Source organism: Flammeovirga sp. SubArs3 (assembly GCF_947387565.1).
Lineage (GTDB): Bacteria > Bacteroidota > Bacteroidia > Cytophagales > Flammeovirgaceae > Flammeovirga > Flammeovirga agarivorans.
Map to the genome: position 1 here is coordinate 1 of NZ_CANDOA010000006.1, position 16,523 is coordinate 16,523.

Here is a 16,523-nt window from a genome sequence, read left to right on the forward strand (position 1 = left end):
AACTAAATTTTAATCTCCAAACTCTTTTTGAAAAAATTTTATTTTATTTTTTTGAGCTAATTTCTGAAGATTTTCAACTTCTATTCTCTGCTTAAAAAGACCAACGTTTTAGTCTTTTGTAACCACCTCTTTTCAGAAGCGAGTGCAAAGGTAAGAAGAGAAATTTAATATGCAATGCTTATTTAATTTCATTTGAAATTTTAATTTACATCGCTTTCTTCTTTGCAAAATGTTGAAATGAATAGCACTTTAATAAAAATGTTGTTTTCATATCGCCTTCCGTTTGAAGGGATGACAAAGGTAATGAGTCATTTTAAAAAAACAATAGTCCCATTACCTTTTTATTCAAAATAAATTCAAATACACATTTTAATATGCTCTTTACGAATTTAGAGTTTCAATGTAGCATTTAAGTTATATTACTTAACTCTTCTTTCTTCTTATTTAGGTCCTGCTCTAAGGCAGATTGTATGGAAGTATCTTGAATGATACCTATTGTTCTGTTTATTGAGAAAATATCCTTCTTAAGGTTCGCCTTGATAAGATAGTTTGCATATTCTCTCTTACCATACTTATAGATCTTAGGTGAAAAAATCAATAAGATTAATAAAGTGACTGAAATGATACCTAATATAATTTCTTGGGTATAATCTTTAATAATCGCAGATAATGGTTTTTGCTTTATATGAATATCTGCTTCGACCACTTCATCATAAACCTTATATTTTAATGTTTGCGTCTTTTCTTTGTGAAAGTTGATGGAATCATAAGGTGTCATATAAATAGATATATATCCCTTTCTCCAAGACTTGATTCTAGGTGTTCCATAATATACTTGAATTGCTGATGGTAATTCTATCTCATCCATAAAAGTTTTAACTGTTGGATAAACGGCATTCTTACCTGTATTCAAATAAGGGATTCGTATTTCAAGTGTATCTTTCTTTGAGGTAAAGGTTAATGAAGAAGGAAAGTTAGTTTTCAATTCTTCTCTTAATTTCTCTACTGGCTTGTAATTTACTTTTTGAGTATTTGTAGAAGAATCCTTTAAAATTAAAATATCTATCGTAGCATTTAAGTCATTATCCAAATTTGATGTCTTGTTCGGATAAAATGGAACTTGGATCATAGTGATACTTCTTGGTAGCATTTGAGTCACAGGCAAACTATAATCCAACCAATCATCAGCATTTATATTTATATAATGTGAGATATCAAATAGAGTGTCATAATCGCTATCATTATATAATGACAATTGTGCATAAAGTGTGTCTTGAGGAGAATATAAAGTGGTTTCTAAATATTCAATATTTCTTTCAAGATGATTTGTATCTGCCCAGAAGATTTCTCCTCGCACTTTTTCAACTCTTGAGGTTATCGTTATTTCTTGCTGTAAATAGTTATTCCCTAATTTAACTGCACCATAATGATCTCCGAGTTTATCTGCGATAGGTGCAATGGATAAGGTCAGTGTATCTGAATTCGGTATCACTTGAGATATACTGTCTGCTAAAATGGAATCTCCATCTACCATAAACTGAAAGGCATTAGCATCTCCTGAGTATTCAAAGTTTAGTGGGAGTTCTTGCAAATCAAAAAATGTATAATCTGTAAACCCAATAGAATCTGCTTCCACTAAACCTAAATTGATACTGACTGTATCCTGATGAAAGGTTACTTCTTCAGTAACGTTTGATTTCATCGCAATTCTTACCAATCGTTTATCAATACGAAAAGCCATGTAGGCCTGGTTTGTACCTTTCTTAATTGGTTTCGGCCTTATTTTTATACTGATATCCTCAAGTGGTGATTGATGAAATACAGTACTATCATTTGTCTGCCAAAAGTTTTGGTCATCACCGATGTCTATAGAGAACAAATCAGTGTCCCCAATATAAAATAATTCAATATCCTCGCTTTCAATTCCGGCTATACACTTTATAGTGATACTTTTCGAGGAATTGAGATCTATTTTACCAAAATCTACAAACAATGCATCAGCAATAAGGTCATTTGAAGTTGGTCTTTTAGATTTTTTCTCTATTACCTTTTTCCAATTTGAAATCTTATTTCCGTTAGGTAATGTTCTTACTTGAATTCCTTCATTCTTCTTAGGAGTCTCAAATTTAAATACCTGTGCATTTGCTATTTGAAAACTCAATGAAATAATAAAAGTCAAAAATATATATTTAAAAAATAAGCGATTCATGAATATTGCTTTTTAGTTTTTCTATTGAAGCTCTGATTCTAATCTATCTGCATAAACCAATAAGGAAGTCAAAATACCTTTGGCCCTACCATCTTTAGTATCCTCTTCGATCATAGACTTTATTTGTTCTTTATAGACTTTGATACCAATACTATCATTAGTCACATCCATCACTTTTGATCTACAGAAAGATTTGAACTCTTCCTTTTCTTGATGGTCTAAAATCTCAAAGAAGTTACGTCCTTTGAACCTGAATAACATTTCTTTTAAACGTTCATCAGAAAATGGAAAATAGTTAGCATTTAAATTTTGAGGTGCATTAGAAGCAATGTTATCAATTCTATTAGCAAGGTTTTGATCATTATTAGAAATAAAACCATTGTATAACTGAGTATCTACATCTGGGTCAATATCATATTGTGAGTTAAAAACTTCTTTGACTTTTTCCATTACAGATGTATCATTTAAGATACTTGTCATTTTCTTTCTGTTTTCCTCAATAGTATCCAATGAAATATTCAATTCCAATGCTCTTGCTTTTGATAAAGTTCTAGTTTCTGCAAAAATACTCGAACGATTGATATATAATTGTTGTAACCCAGGCCTTACATCTCCCTCCTTCATATCTTCTTTCTTCTTAAAGATTAGTGCTTTCAATTCTTCAATTGAAATATCTTTTAAGAGTTCTGGGTTAGTTCTTAAATCATATGCAATTACTGCATTGCTATTTTTAGTATCGTAGCATATAGGATACATAAATGCGAGATGACCATTTTCTACCGGTACAAAAGGAGAAACTGTCAATAAACATTGTTGATTCGACATTGCATTATTGATCATGTTTTTTACTTTGGCCTTATTTCTCATCTTCATTGCATAATTAAACAACTTAGGTTGATGAGTTTTTACGAGTCTCAATACTTCAACAGTTGCTAAAACGTCTGCAGTAGCATCATGTGCATTTTCATGAAGTATCTTATTTGCTACAGAGAGATGTTCAAGCTTAAAACTTTTCTTTCCTTCATCATTTTCAGGCCATACAATTCCTTCCGGTCTTAAGGCATAAGTAAATCTTAAGATATCTAATGCATCTAGCCTTGAATTATTGTCTGCCCATTCATGAGAATATGGATTGATAAAATTCTTGTAGAATCCGAAACGAGTGAATTCGTCATCAAACTTGATATTATTATAGCCGATATGACAAGTTCCTTTGGCTCCCAACAGATTTTTAATTTGTCCCATAAACTGGAATTCCTTTATCCCTTGAGCATCTGCTATTTGTGGTGTAATACCTGTTATTAAACAAGCTTCCGGATCTGGAAGAAAGTCTTTTGATGGCTTACAGAATAAAGTGATAGGATCTCCAATCGGATTTAGATCAATATCAGTTCTGATTCCGGCAAATTGTGCAATTTTATCTTTTCTTGGGTCTCTCCCAAAAGTCTCATAATCATAAAAAAAAAATGATGTCGGGTTCATTATTAAAAAGTATAGCTTTCTTCTCCATTAACATTACATGCAAAAAGTAATGACTTTTACGAAACTAATGAATTGTACATTAATTAGAAATATTCATCACTCAAATAATGTATCTAAAAAAAAATATTAAATATAAAATTTTCATTACGAATAAGTTGCAATTGTCTGTGAAAATTAATTATTTGTATATAACGTAATACGAATATATCTCAAATGGCAAAGTATATTTACTATAAAAAACCTTTTGAAGAGGTTGAAAAGTTAGCGAAGAACGATAAGAAATCTTTGAAAGATTATATTAAGGGTCTTCCATCTTCAGATATAAAAAACTTTGAAACTAGAAAGGCCTTCTTCCAAAGTTTTACGTCAAAAAGAAAAGCCGCCTGGAAAGGTGACGAAGCAACATCTATGATTTTCGTAGATGGTGTTAAACCGTATGCTTTATCTACAAAGGATTTTTTAGAGGAATATCGTATTGCCATCCAACACCGAGGTAGAAAGCCAAGAAAGAAAGGTGGATCGAATAAGATCGTCACTTTCCGTATGTCTAAGGAAGAATATAATGATTTAGAGACACAGGCGAATAAGAAAAATCAGAAGGTATCGGATTATATTAGAACTCTGATTGAAGAGGATATGAAAAAGAAATAGATATTATTACAAAGATATTGAAAAAGGGTTCGCATTATTTATAATTATGTCAACCCTTTTTGTATTCCAACATTTATAATTCTAGAAAAGTAAATACTTAATGTAGCATATAAGTCATATTGTTATTCCTCTCCTAGTATAAATTTTCGCAATGTATGTTTGTTTGGAAATTTGTTGCCATCTTTTACGGCCATTCTTACCGCATTTACTTCTGGCCATATTTTCCATGTAGGGAGAGTTCTGTATTTTTTTACTGCTACAGCTATTGTAGCTTTTGAGACACCTATTTCTTCTAAACGTAACCTTAACTTCTCAACTTTATCATCAAAATCATTTTGTGGGGGTACTATTGTAGCATTTAAGTTACTTCCTCCAAAGTTTATTGATGCTTGAGTTGTTTTAGGTTCTTCTTCTATTTCAGCTTGTGACTCAAATGATACATTCGATGTGATATCTTGTCTAACTGTATCGAGTTCAAGTGTCTGGTCTTTGAGTTCCATGTGGAACTTAACTGCTACTACAGTTCTTTTTACTTTCTTACTGATCTCCCATGTAGCATTTAAGTCACTTTTTTCTGTAATCTCTCTACAAGCTACATCAAGGACTCTATTTTTCAACATAGCAAACCTATTGTAAGTTGGTTTTCCATCTATGGCCAATAGTTTCTTTAACTCTACAACAGTAAACTCCCTTGTCTTATATCTACCTACACCCTGTTTCAAGAGCTCATATACCCTCATAGAGAATGTAGAACGCATTTCATTAATATTCTGAAACATATAATCAGTGTAGTTATCAGAAGGTGTCAATAACTTTGAGAATTTCTGATTAAACTCAAATGATACCATACAACCATCGATATTCACTTCACTAAAGATAGGAATATATTTTCCTTTGAAGTGTTTACCGGGCTCACCTGTTGTAAACTTTAGAGACGACTCAGATAACAATCTACACGCCTTATCTACATTCACATAATGTGATCTGTTTAGTTTCTTTATACCATAAAGGTCCTTGATATCGAACGTTACCATATCTTCTGGTTTCGATCGGTCAACTACTGTAAAAAAGTATAGTAATACTTTTTGGGCCAATGGAGTAAGAGTTTTTCTATCTTCTGCATTAATAAAGTGGTTAGATCTCCTGACTTTCTGTTTACCACTACTAATATTAACTATTAAATCTTTCATATATGACTTATATGCTACCCAAGTATCTTATTTGCTACTTGTGATGTCTGAAATGCTACGCTAATATGACTTAAATGCTACTCAATATATCTAAAATGCTGTTTGAAAATGACTTATATGCTACTGAAATAACCTACTAACAACTGTATATCAGTTAGTTATGGATTCTATAATATATAAGGTAATAACTATTAATAATTAAATAATCACTTCATACTTAAATTTATGTATCATTTAAGATACTTAATTTATTATGTGTTTAAGTATTTTATGAATAGTTATAGTATCATTTGAGATACAATGAGGATTCATTTAATCAATAATTCAATTTATTTTTCGAAAGTATCTCATTTGCTACATAAAAATTAAAATAGTTTACCTTAGGTATCTTAAATGCTACTTTAAAAATATAGGAGTAGATTAATTAATATGACTTAAATGATACATTCTATAGAAATAAGAGTAAACAATCGTTATTGCTCAGTCTATTTTAATGTAGCAAGTTAGATACTTATACCTAAAAAAATTTAGGACTACGCGATGTATCCTAAATGCTACATTAATTTCAATGTCCTAATGTAGCATGTTAGATACTTAAAAACAACAATTTTATTGATTTATTGTAGCACTTAAGTCATATTTCCTGTGAAAATTTAATAAATATGCCTTGAAAGTGATAGTTTTATACTAACTACCTGATAAGTATGTCATGTTATCAAATAATATTATCACTGAAAGTAATATAATTTTTTTCAAAATTAATTTTGATTTCCTTAAAAGTGATATATATTTGCATCAAATAATAAACATTCTATCCTTATGAGTAATATAGTTGAAAATATTAAACGAGTACGCTCCACAAAAGGAATTAGTCAGAGTAAAATGGCTGAGGCATTAGGTATGTCTATGTCTGGATATACCAAAATTGAACGTGGTGATACAGACTTATCGATCAAAAAGATTGAAGATATAGCTGGAGTTTTAGGTGTTTCTTTTGAGGAATTGATGAAAAAGAAAGAAGCAAAGATTATCACTTTTGCCAATCAAAAAGGAGGAGTAGGTAAATCAACCATGTTGACTTTATTTATGACATCAATAGCGAAAAGAGAAAATCTTAAAATTCTTGTTATCGATTGTGATTATCAGCAAACAATATCTACGATAGTAGAAACAGCTGGTATTGATGACAATATTTCTTTACTTACTTTCGATTTAAATAGATCTAACTCACCCGTTTTAGACTTTATTAAAATCTTAGAAAAGGAGAAACATAATTACGATATTATTGCTATTGATACAGCAGGTTCATTACAACAATCTGACTTTATCATTACCACTTTAGCTTATTCTGATGTAGCTATTTTACCATTAGAAGCAACAACAGTAGCCTTGTCATCTTCGTTTGCAACAATCTCTGTCTTACCAGATATTGAAGAAAAAAGAAAAGAAGAAGGTAGAAGTTTCATTGCTCTAGGAATTATAAATAAAGACAGCAATACATTAGAAAGTAAAGATCTTAAGGCTTTAAAAAGCTTCGATAACATCAAGCTGTTAAATACTACTTTAAAGCAAAAGGTAAGATATCATCGCGATCTTAGTTTAGAACATGAGATTGTAAAGGCGAAAGCAAAAGATGAATACAATGACCTTTATAACGAATTAATAACACATTTAGGCCTGTAATATTATGGCAAAAGGAAGAAGCTCAATAGCGAATCTACTCACTGCGAAAAGTATTAAAGATAATACTACAAAAGAGAAGCAGAGATTAGATATTAAATTAGAAGCTGAAAGAAATTCTGAACAGGTAGAAAAAGTACCGACTTCTTTACTCCAAATTGACCCAGTTTATCAAAAAACTATCCGTCCCCAAAGGAAAGAGGAGGCAGAACAATTTAGGAAATTAATTAATGATGAAGGTATTCGTGATGCTCTAGTTGTTTATGATAATAACTTAGGGACATTTATTGTAGATGGACACCACCGTTTGCAAGCAGCGAAAGACCTTGGGATTGATAGGGTCCCTATTAAACGTCTTGAGTTTGAATCTCAGTCTGATGCTGTACAGTGGATGTTGAGAAACCAATTAGGACGTAGAAACTTACTAGATGCTGAACGTATTGAGATTGCTTTAGCATTAGAAGGACAGATTCAAGAGCAAGCAAAAGCTAATCTAGTAGCAGGAGGTAAAGGTGAGAGTAATTTACCAAAAATTGATACTAGAGAAGAGGTAGCCAAACTATCTAATACTTCTGCAAGAAATGTAGGAAAGTATAAAAAAATTAAAGAGCTAGGTGATGATGAATTAGTCAACGAAGTTCTTGCTGGAGAAAAGTCCATTCACAAGGCCTATACACAAGTAGTAGAGCCAAAGAAAAAAACAGTAACCCAAACACCTCCAACTGTATCTAATGATCAGAAAAAGGTGATTAGCTCAGATATTAATACAATTAATGTAGCATTAGAATTACCAAATTCTATTCAAACAGCAATTGCAAATGATGCCTCTCAATATGGGCAATCAATAGAAGAAACAATTGTAAAAATTCTATCGAGTTATTACAATCAGTAATATTCAAAATTCTAAATACAAAAAAGGATACACTCCCCGACCAAAGTTTGTGTATCCTTCTATTTTGTCCAATTTAAATCTTCAAGTAAAATGAACATCTCAAAGTTACACCATTTTGTGTTAATTACACTATCGGTGTCTTACAGTGCTTATGTAAGTGGCGCTTTTTTAGCTCAACATGTAAACTTATGGATCGCTTATTTAGGCTCCTCTACTCTCTCTTTGTTAGCACATGCCTACCTTATAGAAGGTATGACTGCTCTAAAACGAAAGAGATTATCTCCCTCTCTTTTTGTAGCGATTGTTCTTGGTGGTGTGATTGTATCATCTGATTTTTTAGGAATCCATGTTCAAGCCAATGAAAAAATCAATTCAAAGTTCGACCAAGAAATTTCAGTTCTTGAGAAATCATTATTAGATGCTCAAAATATGTTGTTAGAGAATTCATCAAAGAAGAACTCTTGGAAGTCTCACAGTAATGCATCAAGAATAGAAAAACAGATTGTAAAGTTAGAGGAACAATTGTCTACGAAAGTCAATGAGAAAGCTACAGAACTAAAGGCAATATCAGGTCAAACAAATCATCTACAAGGTTTAACTATTGCATTGTTTTTATTGTCAGCCTTAGCCAGTTGGTCTACATTAGAAGGATCCCCTATGAAAACATATCCACAAACATCTAATGTTTCACAGAGCAATTATTTTCAACCGGAGTTTAAAGAGAGGGTTCCATTAAACGAAATCAATTTGAATACACCAACTCAAGAAAGTAATATTGGTTTTAGTTTTTCAAAACCTCAAGCGACTCAAAATGGGAACTACCTCGAAAGGTACCCATTGTTGGTTAGAGATATTGAATTAGATCACTTGTCTATCTCTAAACTTTCTGAGAAACACAATGTCAGTACTACAACGGTTAAAAGAGTTAAGGCTATGGTTAAGATTATAGCAGCTTAATTTAATTCATTAAAGTTTTTCAATAAAAAAAGTAAGCCTCAATAGTTAGTTATTGGGGCTTACTTTTTTTATACTCTACTATTATATCCTACTCGATCAGTTAAATATTATTTTTCCTTCTACAAATCAATTTATCATTTAAAGTGTTTGTATACTGGTAATGGTGACTTCATAATATCATGAGAAATTAGCCTCTACTAATAGAATCATCAACTGAAGCTAGTATCTTTTGATTTAGGTGATTTTCTATAAAATGAACAATCAATAGGAACTTATCATTGAAAGATGTTCGGGTGAAATATTTATTTTAGTTTACCTAGAAATTATTATTAGAATCATTGCAATGAACATCTTCAAACAATTATACTACTGCTAAGGTTTTCTTCATTATCGTAAAGAACTAGACTATAAAAAAGGTTTTCAATCCTTTCCCTATAAAAGCTATATTTCTTTTTGATCACATTTGTACTTCGGGAAATATTAGTTCTAATAAGTCGTAACTAGACTATTCTAAAGTAAATTGAATTGTAGCATATAAGATATATGTTCCAGATCATGGTTTGGCAAATTTGCCCAAGGTAGCTTTTAAGATACTTTATTTATATTATTCAAATACCTTCATTAAGCTTCTAGTGCATTATTTTCAAGTTGGTTATATAATTAAGGTTGGTATATTAATGATTTCAGAATTTATTCATATGTATAGTATCTTAAATGCTACAAAGTACTGTATTTAGTTATTAGATATTTTATCTCTCAACAGGTTTGGCAAATTTACCAAAGGTTAAATTCCTAATTTATTTATGGTAGCCTAAAAGTATCTTATATGCTACATCTGATATATGTTGCTATTTTAATTAGATATGTAGCTATTCAAAATTTGAATCAAATTAGTGATGATATAGTTAAAGTGATTACTTATTATGATTCTTCCTTTTAAGGCTTTGTAAGATTACCAAAGATTGATTTATAAGAAGTTTATTGTCGAACCTTGGTATCTTAAAAGCTACATTTATTATAAGTACTGTGATTGATATTATTACTTTGTGTATGGGTTTGGCAAATTTACCAAAGGCTTTATGTTGTCTTTTTAAATTGTTCTTGGTGTAAGTTATACTAGAGATTATAAAGTTAACCTAGCTTTGATTATTTGAATTCTTATTTGATCGATATATAGATACACATTATTTATCATAGTTGAACCTTCTACAGAAAATTAATTGAAGATTTATTTTTCATTTGTGAAACTTAGATTACCTGGAAAAACTGTTTTGTGATAATTCACATAAATTCTGAATAAGATGAATTATTAATAATCGATCTGCCATAATATCTATTGGTATCATTGGAGTAGTTCACCAAGTAAAATAACTATTAGTCAGTGTTAGTTCTGTTAGAATATAAGTTTATAAATTTCTTTTGATCACTATTACTTTAATAGATCAAGAATTTTAAAATCTAGTTTTTATTTCATTAATACTTCAAATCAATCACATGTTATAGAAGTAGCATTTAAGATACTTTCCCTTTATGGTTTGGCAAATTTGCCAAAGGTTATTGGATATATATTAATTTCAACTCGTCTGAATTATTTAAAATAATGAATAGAAACATCGTAGAGTTTGAATTGTATAGCTAAATTTTGTTGTAATTACTCCTTCAAATTCACAAGTATATTTTTTGGCTTACAGTAAATTAATAGGACTCCATTAGTATTATAAAACAACTTTGAGAAAGTTTTATATTAGTGTCAGTCGAAACTAATTATTATAAAAAGTAACATTTATGAATACATACCTAGAGAGTATAAAAAAACAGTTTGATTATTATAAATTCCTTGGAGAGAAAACATTTGAGCAAGTACCTGATGAGAAATTATTTTGGCAACTGAATAAAGAAAGTAACAGTATATCTATGATCGTTAAACATCTTAATGGAAATATGCTTTCTCGTTGGACTAACTTTCTAACATCTGATGGAGAAAAAGAATGGAGAAATCGAGATGAAGAATTTGATAATGATATAAAAACTAAAGAAGAATTATTATTGAAATGGAACGAGGGATGGGAATGTTTATTTAATGCTATAAATTCTTTGACTGAAAAAGACCTTGATAAAATAGTATACATTCGTAATATGGGACATTCAGTATCAGAAGCAATAAATAGGCAATTAGCACACTATCCATATCATATAGGGCAAATTGTTTTTATTGGGAAAGTTATACAGAATGAAAGTTGGAAATCTCTTTCAATACCAAAAGGAAAATCAAAAGAGTATAATCAGAATAAGTTTTCTAGACCAAAAAGAAATGAACATTACACTGACGATCTATAAAGAAGATTGCTTTAATTAAAAAACTAAATTCTATCAATTGGAACGAAAGTCTTAATATATCATCTATCCTATTTCTGAGTATGAAAGACTATTATTAAGAGTTTATCTTTATATCAGTTTTGACTTATTACATCTTATATTTTCCATTTGTTGTTAGGTTTGGCAAATTTGCCAATGGTTAAATATTAAGGCTCATGAATTCTGACGCACTTAGAAAAGTATCTTAAAAGCTACAAAGGTATTATTACTCGCTTTCTAATATTTATCAGAAATTGATTATATAAATATTCTCTTCAATAGAACTCTATTTGAAAATGATATTTTTTATTACTCTACCGATGTTCTCAGTCTTAGCGTTAATTCAATATTATATCTACTTCTATTATTTGAATCAGGAAAATCAAATTAGGTACTACAAGTTTAGATATTGATAAACTGTAATTTTACTTTGGAAGGTTTCACTTCATTTTAGATTGTTTATCCAGATAATACCCCTAGGCAAAATGATAAATGGAATTACCTGACAACTTTTGAAGATCATAACAAATAAATTGTACACTTTGAATATCCTAGAAATATGAATTATTGAACTTTGAAAAAAGCTATACCTACTTGGTATATTAAGCTTATTAAATCAAGAACGATTAATATCATCTATTGTAAAAGAAACACGATCTCATAATTACTCCAACACAAAATAATACTTAGCACTAAAGATATATAAGTATTACTTGCTTGAAAAGGACACTACAATCAGATTTTATTTAAACATTATTATTCGATTAGATAACTAGTCTCAGTTCTATATTAGTTTTGGCAAATTTACCAAAGGCTATTTCCAATATATTCAGAAATGAAAATACAGTTGATGAATAAAAGACTATAGAAATGATGAGTATTTGAAAGTATCAAATAAGATACTTTTCTAAGTAAGTGTTCAATAATAAATTGTTACAGATAAGTATTAATAATAAAAAGTATCTTAAATGCTACATATGAGCTTTACGTTATTTATGAATACGATATTAAAATGATGCGTTTGGCAAATTTGCCAAAGCCTAAAAATTATCATGTAGCATTTGAGATATATTTTAAAGTTAGTTCAGAAGATGAAAACTTTTTGATAATGTAAGTTTATCTAATAGGAATATGGTTCACCAAGTATTTAATCTATTTAGTGAAATTATTTCACTTGTCATTTTTTTCGGAAAATGTGTAGCATGATTTTCAAGCAATCCTACCTTGAACACTTTAGGTCTATTTTTCTTTTTAGCTTCATAAATCGAGATTTTTAATCATTTTATACCCAAATTATGATGTATTAGAGGACAGTTGCTGTGGAATAATGAAGTATATGTCTTTATACAGAATGTTATTTTTTGTACTATATTTAGCTTTTTATTCAAAAATAAAGTGAGGATAATGAATTTATCAAATAGAAATTTTAAAAATCATGCAAATTACTTTCCCTCAAATAATGCTTTAATGAGGGTTCTAAATACAGATTCATTAACCTATATAGATAGTGGTTTTAAATCTGATACATATAATATCATTCATATTCATGATACAGACAAAATTGTAATAAATGAAGTTTCTGAGGCAATTGACTTTTGTGAGAATAGATTGAGAAAACCATGTGTTTGGCTTGACAAGAGTGACTTAAATGATACATTAAGTGATATTTTTCAAAATTTGAGCTTAGAAGAAGCTGGATCAAGTATTATGTTAGAATTACCAACATTATCACTTGTAGAACTAAATGAAGTCGATAAAAATATTTTTCAAGCAAAAGAAAAGCAAGATATCATTGATCATGCCTTTGTTATAGCAAACAATTGGGATCCATTTGATACCGAGGTTTTACATCATTATAATAGGAATGTTGAATTCATCTTAAAGCAGGATAAATCGATTCTTTTAAATTACTCTGATGGAACAAGTACAGTTGGAGTGATAGAATTATTTCTTGATCCAGAAAATCCTAAGGTAGCAGGTATTTATAATCTATCTGTATTTAGTGATCAAAGAAAAAATGGAATAGGAACAAAGCTGGTAGAAGCGGCATTGTATTTTGCTAAAAATATGAATGTCGAGCAAGTAGTAACTCAGGCATCTGAAGATTCATTGGGCATATTCAAGAAATTCAAATTTAATGAAACAGGTATAATTCTTGAGTTTGGGAAAAAATAAAAGCATCCTGCAATGCAAGATGCTTTTAGCTAAGCACGAATGCTTAACTAGTTGATTTTTTTATATAGGTGACTAACCTATGATTCTTTACCCAAACGCAATATAAAACCAAAAAAATTAAAATCACAAAAAAATGTAAGTATTTGTGAAAAATGTTACATTGCACCAATGTTTTAACTTTAATGAAATGCTAGATAGACTCTTACTTTCCATATTGAATATCAAGGGTTTTGGTCCAAAATTCTTATTCAGATATAAAGATTACTTAATTGAGGCAGAGAATTCATGTGAAACTGTTTTAGAGGCAATTTCTTTTGTTTTTGAGAAAACCAATAGAATTCAAAAGGTGGCTTTAGAAGAAATCAATGAAGGTATTAATGTAGCAAATAAGATACTTGAAGATTGTTTATCATATAATATTAAAGTATTGAATTTTTTATCTCAGGATTACCCTCAACAAGTTGCTGAAGTAACCGAGTTATGGCCTTTACTTTACACAGTAGGTAATCATAAGTTATTAAATAGATACTCTGTTGGAATTATTGGTACAAGAACTCCAGATCAGGTAGGTATGAAAATTTCAAATAGAATCGGAGAGTATTGTACAGAAGAAGAAGTGAATCTCATTTTAAATCAACAAAAAGGTGTTACCATAGAAGTACTAAAAGAGTTTGATGGAACGTTTGTTGGTGTTGCAGCTTCAAGTCTCGACCAACTTTATACACCAGACCATGATATACATAGTGCTACAATGAAATGTGTGGTATCTCCTTTTTCTCCTACTGTTGCTTATGATGAATACAGATATATTGAAGCTTGTAAAGTGGTTGCTTCATTATCAAATAGGTTAGTACTAGTACAGGATGCACCTAACGATGACACAAGATTTGTATTGAGTTACTTCTCTAGAATGGAAAGAATACTGGGGGTTATCTTACCAGTGAATAATACTTTAAACCACCCTAAAAACGCCGGTAATCGACTTTTAATAGAAAAAGGTAAAGATGGTATGATAAGTTATTGTAAGGCTAAGGACGTAAATAATAAGACGTTTAAATGTACCATTAAGGTTTTGGAGAATAAAAACGATTTTCCTCAGTTCTTTTTGGAGGAAGAATTACCTTTTTAAAAAGACTTATATAGAATAAAAGCACCATAAGATAATCTCTTATGGTGCTTTTTGTTTTCATTAAGTTTTGAGACTTAATGTTAGTGGATGTTACAGTAAATCACAAAGTCTTTGTGGAATTTCGTAATCATCATCTTTCATTAATTCGCTAGTAATCGTAACATCTTCAGAATACCACTTACCATTGTAAACAGTGTGGAATTTATATGTTTTACCGATTTCCATATAGTATAATGTTACTTTACCATTACGAACATAGTAATATTGGTATCTAGACCACCAATAGTAGCTGTTTGAAACATCGTATTCAACGTAAAGAGGTACAGTTGGACGGATTACAGTATCGCCACAACGGCCTGTGTAATCAATCGTCACCGTTTTATAATCTGGTAATTTACTTAAGATTTCATCGACATTTAATGTAACGTCACCATTACATAAGTCGAAAGCATTTGAAGTATAATAAACTTTAGATGCATCAAATCTGTCATAGATTTCAACTGTCATACTACTATTTCCTAAACTATACCATGGTCGAATATTTAAACCATCATACAATCGCATACCATAGTAATCATATACTCTTTGCTTAGTACCGTCAGGGAAAGTGATTAAAACTCTAACACCTGCAAGAACTGCATCATTATATGTTTTATCGATTGAGAATTTGATTGAACCAAAGTCCTCATTTCTTACCCATGGATAGTAAACATAAGTGTAGTTCGAATAGCTACTAGTGTATGTTTTAGGTGTAGTTTGTGCTTGGTATGATCTACAAACTTGCATGTCATAACCAATCCAGAAGTATGAAGCATTTTTAGTTTCAAAAGAGATATAAAGGCTTCCATCTCCATCTTCTTGTACAGTAGCAGCTTCTTCAGTTTCACGAACGTACCAATCATAATAGTTATTATTATTTGACATTCTGTAAACAAAGATTTGATCTCCTGCTTGAATTCTGTTACCAGTTAATTGATTGACAGTATTAGGGTTAATATCAGTTCTAACAGTAAAAGAACTTGAAGTTTGATATACTCTTTGGTATGAAGAAGTATAAGCATACATGTAGAAATATAAGAATTGACACATGTAAATACCTCTATCATTTTGTAAGTTTCCTTGTGTATTTCTGATTAAAGCAGGAATATACATTCTATATGAATAACCATTCCATGAATACGATTCATAATCGAAAGCACCAAGACCCATTCTTAGTCCACTTGCATCGATGTTGTTTCCATAGAAATCAGTGAAACCTGAACTTGCAGGAATTGACACTTCAGCACTTAAGCTACTGTTATTCCAGTAAGTTCTTTGTGTACTAAATGTCGCTGTAGATGAAAATCTTCCTGAGCTTAAATCAAAATTATCTTCGTCAACCTCTTCTCCTTGAGTCACGTTATCTAAACGATCTAACTCAATACGAGTATAGCTTAGCGTATCGCTTTCAGTTAAAGTAACAGGGATTTGTTGTTCGATATAGTTATCACCACGTACCATTACAGTAAATTCTAAAGGTGCGGCAAAAGTGTAGTCTGGATCCACTACAAAAGATAACATACCGTTCGAAGGAGTAAAGTTCTTATCTCCTGCTTCGTTGTATAAGTATTCAGCACCTTCTCCAATGATTTCTACAGAAATTTGTTCCTGAGAAAGGTCTTGCTGAGTAGTATCAGAAATCTCAATCATACCAAAATGGGTAGATGTAGATGAGTTTACAGTAATATCAACACCTTCCAATGGGTTTGTACACTGATAGAATGTTGCTGCAATACAGAATAAGAGAATATATAATTTTTTCAT

Annotated in this window: 11 protein-coding genes; 7 read left to right on the forward strand and 4 right to left on the reverse strand. The window is 30.3% G+C overall.

All coding sequences use genetic code 11. The features are described from left to right. Positions 1-409: 409 nt before the first annotated feature. Both QL232_RS17115 and sbcB read right to left on the reverse strand, forming a co-directional pair. Complete coding sequence (locus QL232_RS17115; protein WP_281615070.1) at positions 410-2,161, reverse strand: hypothetical protein; 1,752 nt, start codon at positions 2,159-2,161, stop codon at positions 410-412. A gap of 69 nt (positions 2,162-2,230) precedes the next feature. Next, positions 2,231-3,691: an exodeoxyribonuclease I gene (gene sbcB, locus QL232_RS17120; RefSeq protein WP_281615071.1), complete on the reverse strand. Its 1,461-nt coding sequence runs from the start codon at positions 3,689-3,691 to the stop codon at positions 2,231-2,233. Positions 3,692-3,904: 213 nt separating this feature from the next. Here sbcB and QL232_RS17125 point away from each other — a divergent pair, with 213 nt between their 5' ends. Then, positions 3,905-4,342 carry a hypothetical protein gene (locus tag QL232_RS17125; RefSeq protein ID WP_168884237.1) on the forward strand — a complete coding sequence of 146 codons (438 nt, stop codon included), beginning with the start codon at positions 3,905-3,907 and terminating at the stop codon, positions 4,340-4,342. 122 nt (positions 4,343-4,464) lie between these two features. On the opposite strand, the gene QL232_RS17130 is transcribed toward QL232_RS17125, so the two are convergent. Then, positions 4,465-5,532: a replication initiation protein gene (locus QL232_RS17130; RefSeq protein ID WP_281615072.1), complete on the reverse strand. Its 1,068-nt coding sequence runs from the start codon at positions 5,530-5,532 to the stop codon at positions 4,465-4,467. 819 nt (positions 5,533-6,351) lie between these two features. Here QL232_RS17130 and QL232_RS17135 point away from each other — a divergent pair. The 6 genes from QL232_RS17135 (at position 6,352) to QL232_RS17160 (ending at position 14,720) form a co-directional block, all read left to right on the forward strand. Next, positions 6,352-7,215, forward strand: a complete 864-nt coding sequence (locus QL232_RS17135) for an AAA family ATPase (protein WP_168884239.1) — start codon at positions 6,352-6,354, stop codon at positions 7,213-7,215. Between the two features lie 4 nt (positions 7,216-7,219). Then, a complete protein-coding gene (locus tag QL232_RS17140) occupies positions 7,220-8,104 on the forward strand; it encodes a ParB/RepB/Spo0J family partition protein (protein ID WP_281615073.1) in 885 nt (294 codons plus the stop codon). Between the two features lie 90 nt (positions 8,105-8,194). Continuing rightward, positions 8,195-9,061 (forward strand): hypothetical protein, encoded by an 867-nt coding sequence (locus tag QL232_RS17145; protein WP_281615074.1) that lies wholly within the window; start codon positions 8,195-8,197, stop codon positions 9,059-9,061. A 1,785-nt stretch (positions 9,062-10,846) separates the two neighbouring features. Continuing rightward, on the forward strand, positions 10,847-11,398 hold the full coding sequence (locus QL232_RS17150; protein ID WP_281615075.1) for a DUF1572 domain-containing protein: 552 nt from the start codon (positions 10,847-10,849) through the stop codon (positions 11,396-11,398). A 1,422-nt stretch (positions 11,399-12,820) separates the two neighbouring features. Next, positions 12,821-13,591: a GNAT family N-acetyltransferase gene (locus QL232_RS17155; protein ID WP_281615076.1), complete on the forward strand. Its 771-nt coding sequence runs from the start codon at positions 12,821-12,823 to the stop codon at positions 13,589-13,591. Between the two features lie 187 nt (positions 13,592-13,778). Further along, positions 13,779-14,720 carry a DNA-processing protein DprA gene (locus QL232_RS17160; RefSeq protein ID WP_281615077.1) on the forward strand — a complete coding sequence of 314 codons (942 nt, stop codon included), beginning with the start codon at positions 13,779-13,781 and terminating at the stop codon, positions 14,718-14,720. Between the two features lie 90 nt (positions 14,721-14,810). Here the strand turns inward: QL232_RS17160 and QL232_RS17165 are convergent, their stop codons facing one another. Further along, positions 14,811-16,523, reverse strand: a complete 1,713-nt coding sequence (locus QL232_RS17165) for a hypothetical protein (RefSeq protein WP_281615078.1) — start codon at positions 16,521-16,523, stop codon at positions 14,811-14,813.

What these genes read in the sequence shown, in the direction of transcription:
- sbcB (WP_281615071.1), bottom strand. Translation starts at nt 3,691, where the DNA reads ATGAACCCGACATCATTTTTTTTTTATGATTATGAGACTTTTGGGAGA.
- QL232_RS17155 (WP_281615076.1), top strand. Translation starts at nt 12,821, where the DNA reads ATGAATTTATCAAATAGAAATTTTAAAAATCATGCAAATTACTTTCCC.
- QL232_RS17135 (WP_168884239.1), top strand. Translation starts at nt 6,352, where the DNA reads ATGAGTAATATAGTTGAAAATATTAAACGAGTACGCTCCACAAAAGGA.
- QL232_RS17160 (WP_281615077.1), top strand. Translation starts at nt 13,779, where the DNA reads ATGCTAGATAGACTCTTACTTTCCATATTGAATATCAAGGGTTTTGGT.
- QL232_RS17125 (WP_168884237.1), top strand. Translation starts at nt 3,905, where the DNA reads ATGGCAAAGTATATTTACTATAAAAAACCTTTTGAAGAGGTTGAAAAG.
- QL232_RS17165 (WP_281615078.1), bottom strand. Translation starts at nt 16,523, where the DNA reads ATGAAAAAATTATATATTCTCTTATTCTGTATTGCAGCAACATTCTAT.
- QL232_RS17130 (WP_281615072.1), bottom strand. Translation starts at nt 5,532, where the DNA reads ATGAAAGATTTAATAGTTAATATTAGTAGTGGTAAACAGAAAGTCAGG.
- QL232_RS17150 (WP_281615075.1), top strand. Translation starts at nt 10,847, where the DNA reads ATGAATACATACCTAGAGAGTATAAAAAAACAGTTTGATTATTATAAA.
- QL232_RS17140 (WP_281615073.1), top strand. Translation starts at nt 7,220, where the DNA reads ATGGCAAAAGGAAGAAGCTCAATAGCGAATCTACTCACTGCGAAAAGT.
- QL232_RS17145 (WP_281615074.1), top strand. Translation starts at nt 8,195, where the DNA reads ATGAACATCTCAAAGTTACACCATTTTGTGTTAATTACACTATCGGTG.